Below are 15,722 nucleotides of genomic sequence, written 5' to 3' on the forward strand. Positions count from 1 at the left end.
ACGGCAACAACAATAAACGGGAAACGCCATGACTGTGACATGTCCGCATCCGCTGGACTCGTTCTTCAATCCATCTAGCATCGCCATCATTGGCGCCTCCCGCGATGTCACGAAGATCCCGGGCCTGCTTCTCTCCTTTCTGCGCAAGAACCAGTTCTCCGGCGCGATCTATCCGGTCAATCCGAACTATCCGGATATCGATGGGCTCGCGTGCTATCCGACCATCAAAGCCATTGGGCAGCCGATCGATCTCGCCATCGTGATCATTCCTGCGCGTGTCGTGCTTGGCGCGCTTGAGGAGTGCGCGACGCTCGGCGTCAAGCACGCCATCATCATCTCCTCCGGCTTTGCCGAGGAAGGCGGCGATTCCATCGCCATGCAGGATGCCATCGCGGCGTTGGCGAAGCGCACGGGAATGCGGATCTCCGGACCGAACGCCGAGGGGTACTACAACCAGATTGCCGGCATCGCCGCGACCTTCAGCCCAACCGTTGATATGAAGCCGGATCAGCCACGATTGATCGCCACGCAAAAGCGGATCGGTATCGTCGCGCAATCCGGTGGCATCGGCTTTGCGATCTATAACCGCGCCAAGTCGCTCGGCATTGCTCTGAGCACCGTGATCTCGACCGGCAACGAGTCCGATCTCGGTGCAGGCGAATTCTTCGATTACATGGTGCAGGATCCGGCGACTGACGTGATCCTGCTGTTCATCGAGGGCATTCGCGACGTCGACAAATTTCTCGCCGCGGCTCGCAAGGCGGCGGAGCTCGGCAAACCGGTCATCGTCGTAAAGGTCGGCCGCTCCGGTGCTGGCGAGCGCGCAGCAGCCTCGCATACCGCCAGCATGGCGGGCTGGACGGCCGCCTATGATGCGGTGTTCGCGCGTTATGGCTTCATCGTCTCCAACGATCTCGACGAAGCGGTGACCATTGCCGCCGTGCTGACAACGTCGCCGCTGCCGAAGGGCGATCGCGTCGCTGTCGTCACCGTCTCGGGCGGCGCAGGTATCTGGGGCGCTGATGCCGTGTCGGCGCAGGGGCTGCAGGTGCCCGAATTGTCGGACGGCGTTCAGGCGACGATTCGCGGGCTGATCCCGTCCTACGGGTCGCCGTGCAATCCGATCGATATCACGGCCCAGGCAGTGCATAGTGGCGGGCTGCAAAAGACCATTGAACTGCTCGACAGGTCTGACGAGGTCGATGCAATCCTGGTGGTCATCTCGCTATCGAGCGAGACGCGGATGCCGTTCAAGACGCCGGAGCTGAAGCCCGTCATTGCTGCGCAGAACAAACCGATCGTGTTCTGGTCTTATACGCTGCCGTCGAACTTTGCGCGCATGGGTCTCGCCGAGTCCGGCGTCGTCGTTTTGTCCGGCCTCACCCATGTCAGTGTAGCGTTGCGGCGACTTGTTGATCACGCAAGATTCAAACTTGTAGAGCCGGTTGCTACAGCGGCACCTGCGCAGAATGATCTGGCTGAGCATCTGACCGCGCCGACGCTCTCCGAGTATGACAGCAAGACGCTGCTGCAGATTACCGGTGTCGCGCTGCCAAGCGAGGTTCTTGTCACCGACAGATCATTGCTGGATGCAGCGATTGCCAAGATCGGCTTCCCGCTGGTGATGAAAATCCAGTCGCGCGACATTCCGCACAAGAGTGAGGTTGGCGGCGTCAGGGTCAACATCGCCACGAAGAATGAAGCCGCAGCTGCCTATGGTGCGCTGACCGCCAGCGCCCGGCAGCACCGACCGAAGGCCGCGCTGCAGGGCGTGCTCGTTTCGCCGATGGCTAGCAAGGGTGTCGAGATCATCGTGGGCACACTACTGGATGAGACCTTTGGGCCGATGGTGATGGTCGGCCTTGGTGGAGTGACGGCGGAATTGTTCAAGGACGTGGTCTATCGCCCGGCGCCCGTGAGTGCCGCTGAGGCTACTTCCATGCTAGGCGCACTCAAGGCCGCGCCGTTGCTGAACGGCTTTCGCGGCGCGCTGAAGGCCGACGTGTCGGCGGCGGCGGGGCTGATTGCGCAGCTCTCGCAGCTCGCAGCTCAGTTCAAGGGCGAGATTGCCGAGATCGAACTCAATCCGGTACTGGTGCATCCGGCGGGCGAGGGCATCACCATCGTCGATGCGTTGGTGGTGCGGAAAGACTAGAGTGCCCATGACATAAAAATGGCCGGGGCGTCTAGCGAAGCTCGCTTCGCGCTGCCCGGCCATTTCCAAGTGAGGTTTGAAAACAAACCCGACGGGGACTTAGCGCCCCTTGAAGTTCGGCACCCGGCGTTCGGCAGTCGCCGCAACGCCTTCCTTGAAATCTTCTGTCTTACGCAGGCGCGTCTGTTCGGCGAGTTCGTGCTCCGTCGCCTTGGCGACGCGGTCGGCGAGGCCGTTGCGCATGGTGGCGCGGGTAGAGAGCAGGCCGAGCGGCGAGCATTCGGCGATCTCCTCGGCGAGCTTGATGGCGGCGTTGCGGACCTCGGCTTGCGGCACCAGCACATTGGCGAGGCCCATCTTCAGGGCTTCCTCTCCGCCCACACGGCGGCTGGTGTAGAACATCAACTCCGCATTGTTCTTGCCGACCACTTCGGTGAGCGCGACCGTCAGGCCGAAGCCGGGATGGAAGCCGAGCTTGGTGAAGTTGGCGGCGAAGCGGGTTTCCGGGCAGGCGACGCGGAAATCGGCCGACACCGCGAGGCCGAGGCCACCGCCGATGGCTGCGCCCTGGACGGCCGCAACGATTGGCTTCTTGGCGCGGAAGATACGCACGGCTTCCATATAGAGATGGCCGATGGAACCGAGATTGTCAGCGGGGTCGCCGCTTTTGGCGGCCGCTTCGGTTTCCTTGCGGTTGGGATCGCTGAAATCGGCGCCGGCGCAGAACGCCTTGCCTTGCGCGCACAGAACCGTCGCCCGGATTTCGGGATTGGCATCGATCTCGTCCAGCGCGTTGGCGATCTGCTGGATCAGCAGGATGTCGAAGAAGTTCAGAGGCGGCTTGCGAATCTCGATAATCGCAATGTGGCCGCGGGTCTCGACGCCGATATCTTTGTAGGTGGTCATGTGTTTCCTCGTCATTCCGGGGCACGCCCGGCGCTTGCCGGGTGTGAACCCGGAATCTGGATGTGTTCAACCATGTCGAGGTTCCGGGTTCACACGCGCAAGATGCGCGTGCGCCCCGGAACGACGAGCCTCAGCGCAGACCAAGTCCGCGCGCGATGATGCCGCGCAGGACTTCGGTGGTGCCGCCCTGAATGGTGAGTTTCGGTGCCGTCTTGATGGCGAAGCCGAGCATTTCGTCCAGCGTGGCGTGGTTCGAGGCGTTGTCGTCGACGAAGGCTGCGAGTTCGCGCACGCGATGGGGCAACTGCTGCTCCCAGATCGTGCCGATATCCTTGACGATGGACGCTTCCACCACCGGCTCCTTGCCGGCCTGCAGCATGCCGGCCACCGACACCGACATGCGGCGCATCGTGTGCAGCTGTGCGACGAGGCGGCCGATGCCTTCGGCGCTGCGAGTGTCCGGCTTCGGTCCGACAGCACGGACCAGTTCGGTCAGCACGTAATAGGTTTCAAGGAAACGTTCGGGGCCGGATCGCTCATAAGCGAGCTCGCTGGTGGCTTGTTTCCAGGCGCTGTCGATCTCGCCGAGCATGTGGTCGTCCGGCACGAAGTGATCGGTGAACACGACTTCGTTGAATTCATACTGGCCGGTGATCTGCGCGATCGGGTTCACCGTGATGCCCGGTTTCTTCATATTGACCAGAAACTGCGTCAACCCGTGGCGGCGATTTTCCTTGGTCGGGGCCGATGTGCGGAAGATCGCGATCATGTAGTCGGCCATATGGGCCGAGGTCGTCCAGATCTTGCTGCCGTTGATGAGCCAGCCGCCGTCGGTCTTGGTGGCCTTGGTCTTGGCGGCGAACAGGTCGGAGCCGGAATTCGGTTCGCTCATGCCGATGGAGAAACACACCTCGCCGCGGCAGATGCGCGGCAGGATGTCCATCTTGATGTGCTCGGGGGCGTATTTCAGCAGCACCGGGCCGCTTTGGCGGTCGGCAACGAAAAAGCGGCGCACCGGCGCGTTGGCCACGCGCATCTCCTCGGTAACAACGTAGCGTTCAAGGAACGAGCGCTCGTGGCCGCCATACTTCTTGGGCCAGGTCATGCCGAGCCAGCCGCGCTCGCCGACGCGCTTGCTGAATTCAGGATTGTCCGAGTCCTCGCGCTGGGGCTTGTGCGGATCGAAAGTGCCGGCGGCGATTTCCTCGGCGAGAAAAGCGCGCACTTCCTTGCGCAGCTGCTCGCATTCGGGCGGCAGGCGGATCGGATCGAAACGAAGGGCTGCAGTCATGTGAAAGGATCTCGTTTCTTGTGTTCGATCAGCGCGACGCGACCAGAGGCCACAGCTCGTCGGCACCGCGCGCAGCGACCAGTTTGCCGAGCTCGACCGCCCAGTAGCTCTCGCTGCCGAAATCATCGCGCCATGCCAATGCGCGCAGCGTGTAGCGATGCAGGATGTGCTCCTGCGTGAAGCCGATGGCCCCAAGAACCTGATGCGCGATGGCGGCGCCCTTTTCGGCGGCCTCGGAGCAACGGATCTTTGCAGCGGCGGCCTCGAGGAAGAGCGCGTCATCGAGCGGTGCGCCGCTGGAGAAGGCGTCAGCCGCGGAGCTGGCAGCGGCGAGGGCTGCTGAGGTTTCGCCTGCTAGCTTCGCCAGATTGTGCTGCACTGCCTGGAATTTCGAGATCTTCTTCTCGAACGCCACGCGCTCGCCGGAATAGTTCACGCCGATGCCAAGCATGGTTTCCAGTGCACCGGCAATTTGCTGGCTGCGTACGAGTGCGCCCATCAGCAACAGCGCGTTCTGATCGAAGCCCGATGGTGCAGATTGAAGGGTCACCGGCTTCACAGTGTCGAAATGCACCGTGTCGGACGGGTCATCGGCCAGACCGAGCCCACCCTCAATCCGGCAGGCGCTGGCGTCCACCAGCGCAATAGAGGCGCCGCCGATGCCGGAGGCGACGACAGCGATGTGTTTCGCATCCGTCGCGAACGGCACGCCACGTGCGCGGCCGGTGATTGTACCATCCGCGTTGAGCGTGAGGCGATCGCGCGGGTTTGCCGGCGCGACGGTCATCATGCCTACGGGCGATTTGATCTGGGCTTGCGCGAGCAGCCAGCCCGCCAGCATGGTCTCGGCGAGCGGCACCGCAACGCCGGCGCGACCGGCGACGCTGAGGACGCTGAAACCTTCGGCCATGCTGGTGCCGGAGCCGTCGCACTCTTCAGGCACCCATGAGAGCGGCAGGCCAGCATCGGTCAGTGCCTGCCAGAGCGGCGCTTTCCAGCTGCCGTTCTTGTCGTGATTGATGGTCTGTGCGTCAGCGAGATCGGCGAAAATACGTTCCGCGGTTTCCGCAACGATATTGTCTGCGTCCGTCAAGGCGTTCCCCGTGTGCTAGCGCATCTCATTCGGCAGGGAATGCCGGGCATGGGCGCTGCCACTTTTCTTGCATTCATGATGCGGAAAAGGCGGAAGGAAGACAAGCGGGCTGGCTGCAGAGGGGCCTGCGGTGGCGGCATGATGTGTCGGTGCAGCGCAATTTAATTCCGCAAAGCGAACTTGTGCCGCGTTGTATACCAGCGCGACCGCATTATGGTAGATCGCATCAGCGTCAGAACAAGCAGAGGAAATGCAGATGGCAAGTGACGGTTTGTGCGTCGTGATTACAGGGTCGGCATCGGGGCTTGGTGCTGCGACCGCCGCCATTCTCGCCAAGGACGGCGCCCGTATTGTCATCAACTATTCGTCGAGTCAGAAGGAAGCCGAAGCCACCGCCGAGCTGTGCCGAGATGCGGGTGCAACCGAAGTCATCGTGGCTCAAGGCGATGTATCGAAGGACGACGATTGCAAGAACATCGTCGCGGCTGCCCAGCACTGGGGGCGGATCGATGCGCTGATCAACAATGCCGGCATGACCAAGCATGTGCCGCATCACGATCTCGATGGCCTGTCCGCGGAAGATTTCCAGCGCATCTACGCGGTCAACACGATCGGACCCTATCAGATGGTACGTGCGGCGCGTGCCTTGCTCGAAGCCGGCGCCAAGGCGTCGGGTCGTGCTTCGGCCGTTGTCAATGTCTCGTCGATGGCCGGTATCACAGGCGGCGGTTCGTCAGTCGCCTATGCCGCCAGCAAGGGCGCGCTGAATTCGATGACGCTGTCGCTCGGCCGTGCATTGGCTCCGCTGATCCGCGTCAATACGGTCTGCCCTGGCTATATCGATACGCCATGGTTCACCAAGGGACGCGGTGCGGACGGTGCTGCTAAAGTTCGCGATGCCGTGATCGCGCGGGTTCCGCTGAAGGTGGCCTCGACCGCGGAGGACGTCGCCGCCCTGATCTGCTTCCTCGCCACGTCGCCATCGAGCAATATGACGGGCGAATTGGTGCGGATGGATGCCGGCATGCATCTGCTGGCCTGATCGGAAACCTGCGTCAAACAGCAAAAAGCCTCGGGTGATGCCCGAGGCTTTTTCATTCTCGATTGCTGGCAGATCAGCGATTGCCCGGATCGGAAATCATCCGGCGGGCGACCAGTCTGTTCCAGATGAACAGCACCACCAGCGCGCCGATCGTGGCGGTGATGAAGCCGGCACCCTGGTTCGGGCCGTAATGGCCGATCTGCTGGCCGATGAACGTCGCCAGGAATGCGCCGGCAATACCCAGGATAGTGGTCAGAATGAAGCCGCTGGGATTGTTTGGCCCCGGTGACAGAAGGCGGGCGATAATGCCTGCGACAAAGCCCACAACGAGAATCCAGATCATAGCAATATCCCCTCTTCTAAGTGCGCGTTAAACCCAGCTGGACTTAACTTCGTCTTCCGTGGGTAGCCGGCCATGCGGTGTGAACTGATTAACGGCATCGGGTAGTTCGTTGCTCAGCTCCGCGAGAAGCTGCTCGCGGGACATGCCGGTGCGCGACGTCAGTTGCGCGATCTGATCCGCGCCAAGCGCTGCGCCGAGATCGTTAGGCGAAATCTGCTTGTTCGGGCCGGAACTGACCCAGGAATCCGCGGCGTCGCCATGGCCGTTCTGCTGGAACTGCTTGAGCAGGTCGCCGAGGCCACCGCTAAGCACGCTGCCGGCAGCTCCACCCGCTAACAGACCGCCGAGCGGGCCCTTCAGAAGGTCGCCGAGGCCGCCACCGCCTGCTGCAGTGCCAGAATTTCCGCCGAGGAGGCCGCCAAGCATACCACCGAGGCCGCCATCCTGCACGCTGGCCTGCGTTGTATTCGGCGGCGGGATTTCTTGCGAGTGCCCCTGTGCCGCCGGTTGGCTGCCAGTGAAGTGCTTGTAGCCTTTGTAGGCGAGCAGCGCGAGGATCGCCATCGTCATCGGCGACATGCCGCCGCTCTTGTCGTCGGGATCGCTGGGGCCACGCGGCCCGTTGGCCATGCCATTCAGAATGTCGAGCAAACCCATGATCATCTCCTGTTCTGCCAGCCCGGCGAAAGCATAGCTGCGCGGTATGACGCCTACAAGGCGCGTCGGTTCCGCCGATAGGCAGCGCTGCGGCATTTTGCTAGTAACGGATGCTGGATGAACGGGAGATGACGTGATCGAAACGCGGCCCATTTGTATCGCCGGTGCCGGCAGTATCGGCTGTTTCGTGGGTGGCATCCTGGCGGCAGCCGGCCGCGACGTCGCCATACTGGCGCGGCGGCGCATCGTGGACAGCATCGAGGGGCACGGTCTGAGGCTGACGAGCTTCGAGGGACTTGATCAACGTCTCGCTCCCGGCCAGCTGCGGCTGTCGGATGACCCCGCCATCATGAGCGAGGCGAAGATCATTCTGGTCGCGGTCAAGAGCGGCGATACGGCGGAGATGGCGAGGCTGATCGCGGATCATGCAGCGAAAGACGCGATCGTCGTCAGCCTGCAGAACGGCGTCGGCAATGTCGGAGTCCTGCGCGCAGCTCTGCCCGGGCGCCGCATCCTCGGCGGAATGGTGCCATTTAATGTCATCGCAAAGGACGATGGTCATGTTCACCGCGCAACGTCCGGAAACATCGTCGTCGAACGCGATGGGGCCGATACCGCTTCGGAGCTATCCGTGCCGCATCTTGCCGTCCTTGCGAGCGACGATATCGTCGGTGTCCAGTGGGGTAAGCTGCTGGTCAATTTGAACAACGCGCTCAATGCGCTGTCGGATATACCGCTGCGGTCGCAGCTTGCACAGCGCGCGTGGCGCTCGTTATTCGCCGATCAAATGGCGGAAGGCCTGGCCGTTCTGAAAGTCGCCGGTATCAAGCCCATCTCGGCGACGCCGATCCCTGCGCGACTAACGCCGCATTTGCTGCGGCTACCTGACGGCCTGTTCAATATGCTGCTCGGGCGGACGATGAAGATCGACGCAAATGCGCGCTCGTCCATGTGGGAGGATCTGCAGCGCGATCGACGCACCGAGATTGACTATTTGCAGGGTGTCGTCGTTGAGCTGGCGGCGAAATATCAGATCACGGCTCCGCTATCGCTGCGCGTGATGACACTGATCAAGCACGCAGAGACGTCAGGCAGGGGATCGCCCGCACTCACGCCAGATCAGATTCGCAGTGAACGTGACATTGATTGAGCCGAAGGGACTGTTGGACCGGCTTCGGCGCTATCATTACGAGAATGTTACTATTCGTTTCGGCTACTATCGGCGGACTCAACTATCCGAATGCTTCAATTGCGTCTGCCGGTCAATGCGATGGTACCATTATCCGTTGCATTCGCATCAAGCCGATGATTATCCGTTAAATATCAATTGCGGATACGCGTCGGTGAATTCTCAGTAAATGAGATGTAAAGAGTCTTTTAGCCCGTTATTCGCGACGAGTAGCAGTTCGCGTCGTGAAGAAGGCTCGCAGGAGTACGGCTGGTTCAATACTGAACATCATGATGTGACATCAGGGGCTATGTCATTCGCGACATCTTTAGTATAGAAGGCCGCGTGATTTGACGGTGGTTCGCGCTTCGCGCGCCGGGCTGGGCGTTTGATCCTTTCATATCATCGGCAAAGCGTGTGCCGGTCGAATTATTCAACTAACAATCGGAGCTACAATGGCCAAGAAAGCGAAAAAGAAACTCGTCCGTCGCGAGTATACCAAGGAAGACGTGAAGATCCTGAAGGCGCATTCGAAGGCCCAGACCCCGCTCGAGAAGATTTCCAAGGAGATGAAGCGCACCGGTGGTTCGCTGCGTCAGAAAGCCATCAAGCTCGGCATTCCGCTCGGTCATCGCCGCCGCAAGGCGAAGAAGGTTGCCACGAAGGCCGCCAAGGTGAGCAAGACCGCAAAGGCCAAGAAGGCCAAGAAGTAAGTTTTCGTTCTGAACGAAGCCGGCCTGAAGCGCGTTAGCACTTCAGGCCGTTTTCTTGGATGGAGCGATCGATGCGAACCCTGCTTTTGAAGGTCTTGGAGCGGAAATCCTTCGCCGCTATCGCTGTGGCCATGGCCATATTAAGTATCGGTGCCATCGCACCTGCATTTGCGGTCCCTCCAACGGCCACCCCGTCGCCGGGGTATGATGCCCGGCTCGCCGAGCAACGAAGCGCGGCTGAAGTGCAGGCGCCTGCCCATGCCCGCAAGCCGCTGCCGCGACCTCCTGCGCAACGTCGTCGGTATAGTCATTGAAGCTGCCCCGTGAAGTGATTGTCATGAATTACAGCCCCATAAGGTTGTTTGTGCTGTGTGGGGTGTTGGTTGCGGCAACCATGGTCGAGGCCAGAGCGGCTGATTATGCGAGCCAGATCAGTGCCTTTCGCCGGGCGCACAAGCTCTCCTCTGTCACGCTGGACAGTAAACTGAATGCGGTCGCGCTTGCTCAGGCGCAGGCGATGTCATCCAGCGGCAAGGTCAGCCACGAGGTCGGCGGTGTTTTCTCCGCACGTGTGGGGAAGCTCCGCAAATCCAAAGCAGCAGAGAACATCGCGGCGGGCTTCCTGACATTTCCCGAAACGTTGAAGCAATGGGAAGAGAGCCCAGGTCATCGCGAGAACCTGCTCATGTCCGGCGCACGCAAGGTCGGCGTCGCTTACGTCGCCAATCCCAAGTCGCCCTACCGGATGTTCTGGGCGATGGTGATCACGGATTGATACTTGACGGGTTGCTATGGCTCAAGTGCGCTTGGTCTTGGCCGGCGCGGGCGTGCCGAACAGCGCGTCCTTGATGTCTTTCAGCCCCGATGACAATTTGGACCACCCGCAGGTAAGCGGCTCGATCGCGCAGTCCGGCTCCTTGGCGCGCACTTTGGGCCGAGGCCTGGGTAGCACGACAGGTTTCACGTCGCTTGGAGTTTCCGCGGTCTGCCGAAAGTCCGTTTCGAGCGCAGCCTGGGTTTGCGCCTCGCGCTGCTTTTCAGCGAAGGCCGCGACGATGACGCTGCGACGCTGATTGTCCAGATAGATTTTGTACTGCTCGTCGATCGCCTTCTGTTCGGCCGTGGTTGGGTTTGGGCCAGCGATATCGAAGCTGCGGTTCTGCATGAAGTCGTGATACGTATAGCCCCCACCACGCTTGCGCCGTCCCGCGAACTTGCTTTCGCAATCCGACAGCGCCGTAGCCTTGGCGTCTTTCGAAGCCGTCGATTTTTCGATGCGCTCGGCGCAATCTTCATAGTCCGCAGGCGCGGCAGTCCACCATTGCGCACGAGCAGGCGAAGACATCAACGCGAAACCGGAGAGTGATGCGGTCGTCAGTAGCGCAAATATGAGTGACTTGTATGCGGACAAATGAGCCACGTGGGTTCCGATGTAGATAACAAACCCAATTCTCGCCATTTGTGGGCCATTTTTCAACCTCGGATGTGTTACTTCTCCCCGCTTTTGGAGCAAGTGCAGCATGACTGCATCAGTGCGGTCATGTGGTAGGCAGACCGGCGTTATTTCGCGATACAACGCTGATGTAGAAGTGTTTTCAGGCAGAGATCTGTTGCTGCTCTCATATCACTGAAATTGATGACTTCAGAGTTTTGAGTCATTCTTGGCAGTAGTTTTCGGATCGCGCTGCTACTCGACGCGCAATCACCTACACGGGACCACACGTAGTTTGCGAAGCGACGGGCTCACGTCCGATGGAGCGGTGTTGTCGTTTCGTTTCGTTTCGTGCGCCTGGAACTCTATCCGATAACAGACACGAAAAAGGGCGGTCCTTGGGGCCGCCCTTTTTCTCAGATGTCAGTTGTATTACTGGCAGATGTGTCGTCGGCCGTCCTCGCCGCGGAACCAAGTTCCCGGCTGACACACGAAGCCCATGCGCTGTGCGTAGGAATCGCGCGGGACGCCATTGTAGCCATCATAGGAATTGTAGCTGTTCCGGAACGGCGCAGTTGCGATGGCCCCGGCGGTGCCCACAGCCGCACCCGCTACACCGACCGCGCCGCCAACCACGCCTGCCGCAACGTCACCCGGCCAGAAGCCCGAATCACGATAGCCGCTATCGACTGTACTGGCGCGATAGTCCTGCGTGGCCTGCGCCCGGCGATTCATCGGGTCCTTTGCCATCACTGGCGTAGCGATCAAGCCAGAGACCACGGCAGCAGCAGCAAGAAGTTTCATCTTTGTCATGCGGGATTCTCCATCGTTATTATGACAACCAGCCAACGATGGGCGGTCCGAGACGTTCCGCGATAGATGTCCCGATCTTTTAAGGGCATGTGACGCCGGTTCCGGCCCCGTCCTATTTGAACTGCCAACGGGTAGCGATGATCGAACGGCTCTGGTATGGAACTGTCCATGCCCGGTGTTCCTGACCGGGATCGCGGTCCCGTAGCTCAGCCGGATAGAGCGACGGTTTCCTAAACCGTAGGTCGCATGTTCGAGTCATGCCGGGATCGCCAGCTTTCCTTCTGTTTAATCCAAAACAGGCCATTTTCGCGACGAGTTCGGACCTCCTGGTGTCAGGCGACAGCGATCTCGCGCTTCTGGAGCATGGCGCGAATCTCTCGTGACGGCTTGGCGGCACTGAAAAGAAAACCCTGCATCTGGGTACAACCGAGCATACGCAGTGCGTCGAGTTGATCGGCTGTCTCAACACCCTCCGCCGTGGTGATCATGTTGCGGGCAGCCGCGATGGTTACAACCGCCTCTACGATCGATGACGATCCGCCGGGCGCCACGATGTCCCGGATGAAACTGCGGTCGATCTTGACCTTGTCGAACGGGAATCGCTGCAGATAGCTGAGCGATGAATAGCCGGTCCCGAAATCGTCCAGCGCAATCCCGACACCGATGCCGCGGAGCTGATGGAGGATCGCGAGCGCCATCTCATCATCGCGGATCAGCACTGTTTCGGTGACCTCAAGTTCGAGTCGGTGAGCTGGCAAGTTGGCTGCCACGAGGGCTCGAGTGACATTCAAGGCCAGGGTTTGCGTCGTGAATTGAATCGGCGATACATTGACAGCGAGCTTGATCGGCGCCGGCCAGGAGGCGGCCTCAGCGCATGCCGTTCGCAATACCCAATTGCCGAGTTCGGTAATCAGGCCGGTTTCTTCGGCGATTGGAATGAACTCTGCCGGCGAAATCATGCCGCGAACCGGATGTCGCCAGCGTAGCAACGCTTCGCAGCCAGTGATCTCGTTGCTGGCGATATCGACGACGGGTTGATAGTGAACCTCAAGTCCGTCTTCCGCGAGCGCCTTCCGCAGATCCTGCTCCAGCGCGCGCCGCGCCCTTGCGCCTTCATCCATGGCAGGCTCGAAGAAGCGAAAGGTGCGCCGTCCAGCGGCCTTGGCGCTATACATTGCAAGGTCGGCATGTCTCAGCAATTCGTCGAGATCGGAGCCGTCATCGGGGGCTACAGCGATTCCGATGCTGGCATCGGTCGTGATCTGGTGACCAAGGCATTCATAGGGCTGCCGGATGGCGTCATAGAGCGGTACCACCAGATGGGTGACGTCGCTGCGGCGAGCGATTCCCGTATGCACGATGGCGAATTCGTCGCCGCCAAGTCGCGCGACAAAGCCCGCATTACCGACACAGCTGCGCAGCCGCGTGGCCACGATTTTTAGCAGTTCGTCGCCGATCGCATGACCGAGCGTGTCATTGACGCTCTTGAACTCATCGATATCGATATAGAGAATCGCAAATCGCGCGCCGTCATGCAGCGTTGCGATTTCCGCTTCGAGGCGCTCACGGAACATCACCCGATTGGGGAGATCTGTCAGAGCGTCGTAATGCGCAAGATGGGCAATGCGCTCTTCCGAACGTTTGCGATCGGTGATGTCCTCGAGCGTCGAGGCCCAGCCGCCGTCTCCCGATCTCTGAACGAGGATCTGGATCGAACGACCATCCGGCGTGGTCAGTAGCGTATCGTGGACAGGGCCTTCAGCAACGCTTCGCAAGAACGACGTGCAGTATTCGTCGACATCGCCGATGAAGGTTCCGTTGTCCTTGCGATGCTGGATGAGGTCGCGGAAATAGCAGCCTGGCTTCACGATCTTGTCGGATAGTCCGAACATGTCGATGAAGCGCTGATTGCAGACGACCAGCCGGCCATAGGCATCGAACAACAGCAGGCCCTGCGTCATATTGTTGATTGCAGTATCGAGATGTGTCGATTTTTGCGCCAGCATCCGTTCGGCCGAGCGGTGCTGGCGGTTCAGCTGCCGGACGATCAGGAACAGCGTCGCCAGGATCACCAATGCGGCAAGTGTCGCACCGATGATTTGATATTTGGTCTGCTCGCGCCAGTCATGCAGGGCCGCGGGCATGCTGGTGGTCGCGACGATCATCACGGGAGCCGCCGCGAGGCGCCTTGCGGAGCCCAATTCGTCTTCCCCGTCGATGGGGCTGATATAGTGCCCCGTCGAGGTTCCGCCCGTCGACCAGAGGTCCTTGAAGACTGAGCTGTTGCTGAGGTTCTGGCCGATAACGGTCTCGTTCTGCGGATAGCGAGCAAGCACGGTGCCGTTGCGGTGGATCATCAAGATCTTGGCGTCTTTTTCGAGCGCGAGGGATGCGAAGAAGCTCTCGAAGTGAACCGGCTCGACGCCGCGGCTGATGATGCCCATGAATTCGCCATGGCGTCCGATCAGCTTGCGCGAAAACACGGCGGTCCATGCACCAGTCACCCTGCTGATGACGGGTTCGGCCAATACGACCGCGGGCCCGTTGTCGGCCTGCAGCGTCTGGAAATGCTGACGGTCGGCAATGTCGATGGCAGGCACCGGCCAGGTTTCCGACGAGTTGAGCAGCTTGCCTTCGGAATCGAACAGGTTGATGCCGCCGACATAGGGCAGGCTGCTGAGCTTGGTGCGTAGCATGCGGTGGACGTCGATCCCCGACATCAGATGCTGATAGGCGGCGCTGTTCTGGATGTTGGCCGACTTCATATAGGTGATGACGTCGTTCTGGATGCCCTGCAGGTCTCCGAACTGCTGGTCGAAGTGTCGTGCGACCAGCAGAACCGTGTTGTCCAGTTCGCGCTTCTTGCTCTCGATGGCGCGGTCTCTGAAATGGACGGTGATGTAGGCCGTGCCGATGGCGATGGCGGTAATCAGCAGGCAGCCGCACAGGATGAGGCCTTGGATCGGCCCGCCTTGAAATCGGAAACGGCGCAGCGCGGCGAAGCCAGCAAGGCCGCCAGCGCCATCAGACCGTTTCCCCGACTTTGCGTCGTTTTGCCCCATGCGTAGTTTTGTACCGGGGGACCGCCAACACGCCGTTACGAACTTCGGTGAACGATAGGTTAAGACGCTGCGCCATCGCGACGATGTCGATACGCTGGCGGCGGCCTATCCCGCCGCCGAACCATTGACGATATCGGCCTGCTCGCCGCGCTCGATCAGCGATTTGACCAGCGAGGATTTCACGCCGGAGACGTGTTCGCGCATCAGTACCTCCGCGCGCCAGGGCTCGCGGGCCATAATGGCGTCGTAGATCCGGTGGTGATCATCATGACGCCGGCGCACGTCGCGATGCTCGAAGGCGACGATGTTGCGGCTCGATGACATCGGCACGTGGTGGCAGATCCGGATCATCTCCGCCAGCATGCGGTTACGGGCGGCGCCCAGCAGGGTGTCGTGGAAGTCGCCATTGATGCCGCGATAGATGGTGAGATCGCCTTCCGCGAACTCACCGCGCGCCAGCAGTTTGTCGCCGGCGACAAGGCTTTCCTCGATGATGGCGCGCTCCTCGGCGCTCAGTCCACGTTCGGCGGCGAAGCGTGCGGCCACGCCTTCCAGCGATGCGCGAATTTCATAAGCATCGACGATGGCCGAGAGCGGGAATTCACGGACGGTGAAGCCGCGATTGGGGGCGTAGTCGAGCAGCCCTTCGCCGGCCAGTGCCTGCAAGGCGGCCCGGACGGGGGTCCGCGAGACCTCCAGCGTCTTGCTGAAACGAACTTCGTTGATCCGTTCGCCTGCGCTGACCGTGCCATCCAGAATGGCGTCGCGGATCTGATCCGTCACCGATAGCGACCGGTTAGCGGCGCGGCCGGGGCCGCCAGCTTCAGGCGGCGGCAAGGGGAATGAGTCGGGCATCGGTGGTGCTCCGCAGAAAAGTGAATACAATTCAATCCGAGTGTGATCCGTCTTTGCTACTCAGCATACAGGAAAGCGCAATTTTGCTGCATAAATATCGCGCATAAAGGGGAGGCAATTCGCAGAAATGATGAGCATCTGAAAAAGTGTATGTAATTCCGATTGACTCGTGACCCGAACCCGCAATGATGC

Annotated in this window: 14 protein-coding genes and 1 tRNA gene; 6 read left to right on the plus strand and 9 right to left on the minus strand. The window is 60.6% G+C overall.

Annotation, left to right across the window (positions count from 1 at the left end):
• Nucleotides 1-28 precede the first annotated feature (28 nt).
• On the plus strand, nt 29-2,155 hold the full coding sequence (locus AB8A23_RS07670; RefSeq protein WP_439059994.1) for an acetate--CoA ligase family protein: 2,127 nt from the start codon (nt 29-31) through the stop codon (nt 2,153-2,155).
• A gap of 99 nt (nt 2,156-2,254) precedes the next feature.
• Here AB8A23_RS07670 and AB8A23_RS07675 read toward each other — a convergent pair whose 3' ends face one another.
• The 3 genes from AB8A23_RS07675 to AB8A23_RS07685 form a co-directional block, all read right to left on the minus strand.
• Nucleotides 2,255-3,061 carry an enoyl-CoA hydratase/isomerase family protein gene (locus AB8A23_RS07675; RefSeq protein WP_439059993.1) on the minus strand — a complete coding sequence of 269 codons (807 nt, stop codon included), beginning with the start codon at nt 3,059-3,061 and terminating at the stop codon, nt 2,255-2,257.
• Between the two features lie 130 nt (nt 3,062-3,191).
• The gene (locus tag AB8A23_RS07680; protein ID WP_120287384.1) at nt 3,192-4,352 is read right to left on the minus strand and encodes an acyl-CoA dehydrogenase family protein; all 1,161 of its coding nucleotides are present in this window, start codon (nt 4,350-4,352) and stop codon (nt 3,192-3,194) included.
• A 28-nt stretch (nt 4,353-4,380) separates the two neighbouring features.
• Nucleotides 4,381-5,445, minus strand: a complete 1,065-nt coding sequence (locus AB8A23_RS07685) for an acyl-CoA dehydrogenase family protein (protein ID WP_439059992.1) — start codon at nt 5,443-5,445, stop codon at nt 4,381-4,383.
• Between the two features lie 256 nt (nt 5,446-5,701).
• Between AB8A23_RS07685 and AB8A23_RS07690 the strand changes: the two genes are divergently transcribed.
• Nucleotides 5,702-6,487 carry an SDR family NAD(P)-dependent oxidoreductase gene (locus tag AB8A23_RS07690; protein WP_439059991.1) on the plus strand — a complete coding sequence of 262 codons (786 nt, stop codon included), beginning with the start codon at nt 5,702-5,704 and terminating at the stop codon, nt 6,485-6,487.
• 73 nt (nt 6,488-6,560) lie between these two features.
• On the opposite strand, the gene AB8A23_RS07695 is transcribed toward AB8A23_RS07690, so the two are convergent.
• On the minus strand, nt 6,561-6,830 hold the full coding sequence (locus tag AB8A23_RS07695; protein ID WP_089267746.1) for a GlsB/YeaQ/YmgE family stress response membrane protein: 270 nt from the start codon (nt 6,828-6,830) through the stop codon (nt 6,561-6,563).
• A gap of 27 nt (nt 6,831-6,857) precedes the next feature.
• Nucleotides 6,858-7,487 carry a YidB family protein gene (locus tag AB8A23_RS07700; protein ID WP_439059990.1) on the minus strand — a complete coding sequence of 210 codons (630 nt, stop codon included), beginning with the start codon at nt 7,485-7,487 and terminating at the stop codon, nt 6,858-6,860.
• A gap of 133 nt (nt 7,488-7,620) precedes the next feature.
• On the opposite strand from AB8A23_RS07700, the gene AB8A23_RS07705 reads away from it, so the two are divergent.
• The 3 genes from AB8A23_RS07705 (at nt 7,621) to AB8A23_RS07715 (ending at nt 10,143) form a co-directional block, all read left to right on the plus strand.
• A complete protein-coding gene (locus AB8A23_RS07705; protein WP_439059989.1) occupies nt 7,621-8,637 on the plus strand; it encodes a 2-dehydropantoate 2-reductase in 1,017 nt (338 codons plus the stop codon).
• 473 nt (nt 8,638-9,110) lie between these two features.
• The gene (locus AB8A23_RS07710) at nt 9,111-9,368 is read left to right on the plus strand and encodes a hypothetical protein (protein WP_244628328.1); all 258 of its coding nucleotides are present in this window, start codon (nt 9,111-9,113) and stop codon (nt 9,366-9,368) included.
• A 310-nt stretch (nt 9,369-9,678) separates the two neighbouring features.
• Nucleotides 9,679-10,143: a CAP domain-containing protein gene (locus AB8A23_RS07715; protein ID WP_439059988.1), complete on the plus strand. Its 465-nt coding sequence runs from the start codon at nt 9,679-9,681 to the stop codon at nt 10,141-10,143.
• 21 nt (nt 10,144-10,164) lie between these two features.
• On the opposite strand, the gene AB8A23_RS07720 is transcribed toward AB8A23_RS07715, so the two are convergent.
• Both AB8A23_RS07720 and AB8A23_RS07725 read right to left on the minus strand, forming a co-directional pair.
• A complete protein-coding gene (locus AB8A23_RS07720) occupies nt 10,165-10,890 on the minus strand; it encodes a hypothetical protein (protein ID WP_439059987.1) in 726 nt (241 codons plus the stop codon).
• Between the two features lie 342 nt (nt 10,891-11,232).
• Nucleotides 11,233-11,613 carry a hypothetical protein gene (locus AB8A23_RS07725; protein ID WP_089267744.1) on the minus strand — a complete coding sequence of 127 codons (381 nt, stop codon included), beginning with the start codon at nt 11,611-11,613 and terminating at the stop codon, nt 11,233-11,235.
• A gap of 195 nt (nt 11,614-11,808) precedes the next feature.
• Between AB8A23_RS07725 and AB8A23_RS07730 the strand changes: the two genes are divergently transcribed.
• Nucleotides 11,809-11,885: transfer RNA gene (locus tag AB8A23_RS07730), tRNA-Arg, on the plus strand.
• 60 nt (nt 11,886-11,945) lie between these two features.
• On the opposite strand, the gene AB8A23_RS07735 is transcribed toward AB8A23_RS07730, so the two are convergent.
• Together AB8A23_RS07735 and AB8A23_RS07740 are read right to left on the minus strand one after the other, a co-directional pair.
• The gene (locus AB8A23_RS07735) at nt 11,946-14,675 is read right to left on the minus strand and encodes a bifunctional diguanylate cyclase/phosphodiesterase (protein WP_439059986.1); all 2,730 of its coding nucleotides are present in this window, start codon (nt 14,673-14,675) and stop codon (nt 11,946-11,948) included.
• A gap of 105 nt (nt 14,676-14,780) precedes the next feature.
• Complete coding sequence (locus AB8A23_RS07740; RefSeq protein WP_439059985.1) at nt 14,781-15,530, minus strand: GntR family transcriptional regulator; 750 nt, start codon at nt 15,528-15,530, stop codon at nt 14,781-14,783.
• Between the last annotated feature and the right edge of the window lie 192 nt (nt 15,531-15,722).

This window comes from Tardiphaga sp. 619_E2_N8_4 (assembly GCF_051810905.1).
GTDB classification, from domain to species: Bacteria; Pseudomonadota; Alphaproteobacteria; order Rhizobiales; family Xanthobacteraceae; genus Tardiphaga; species Tardiphaga robiniae.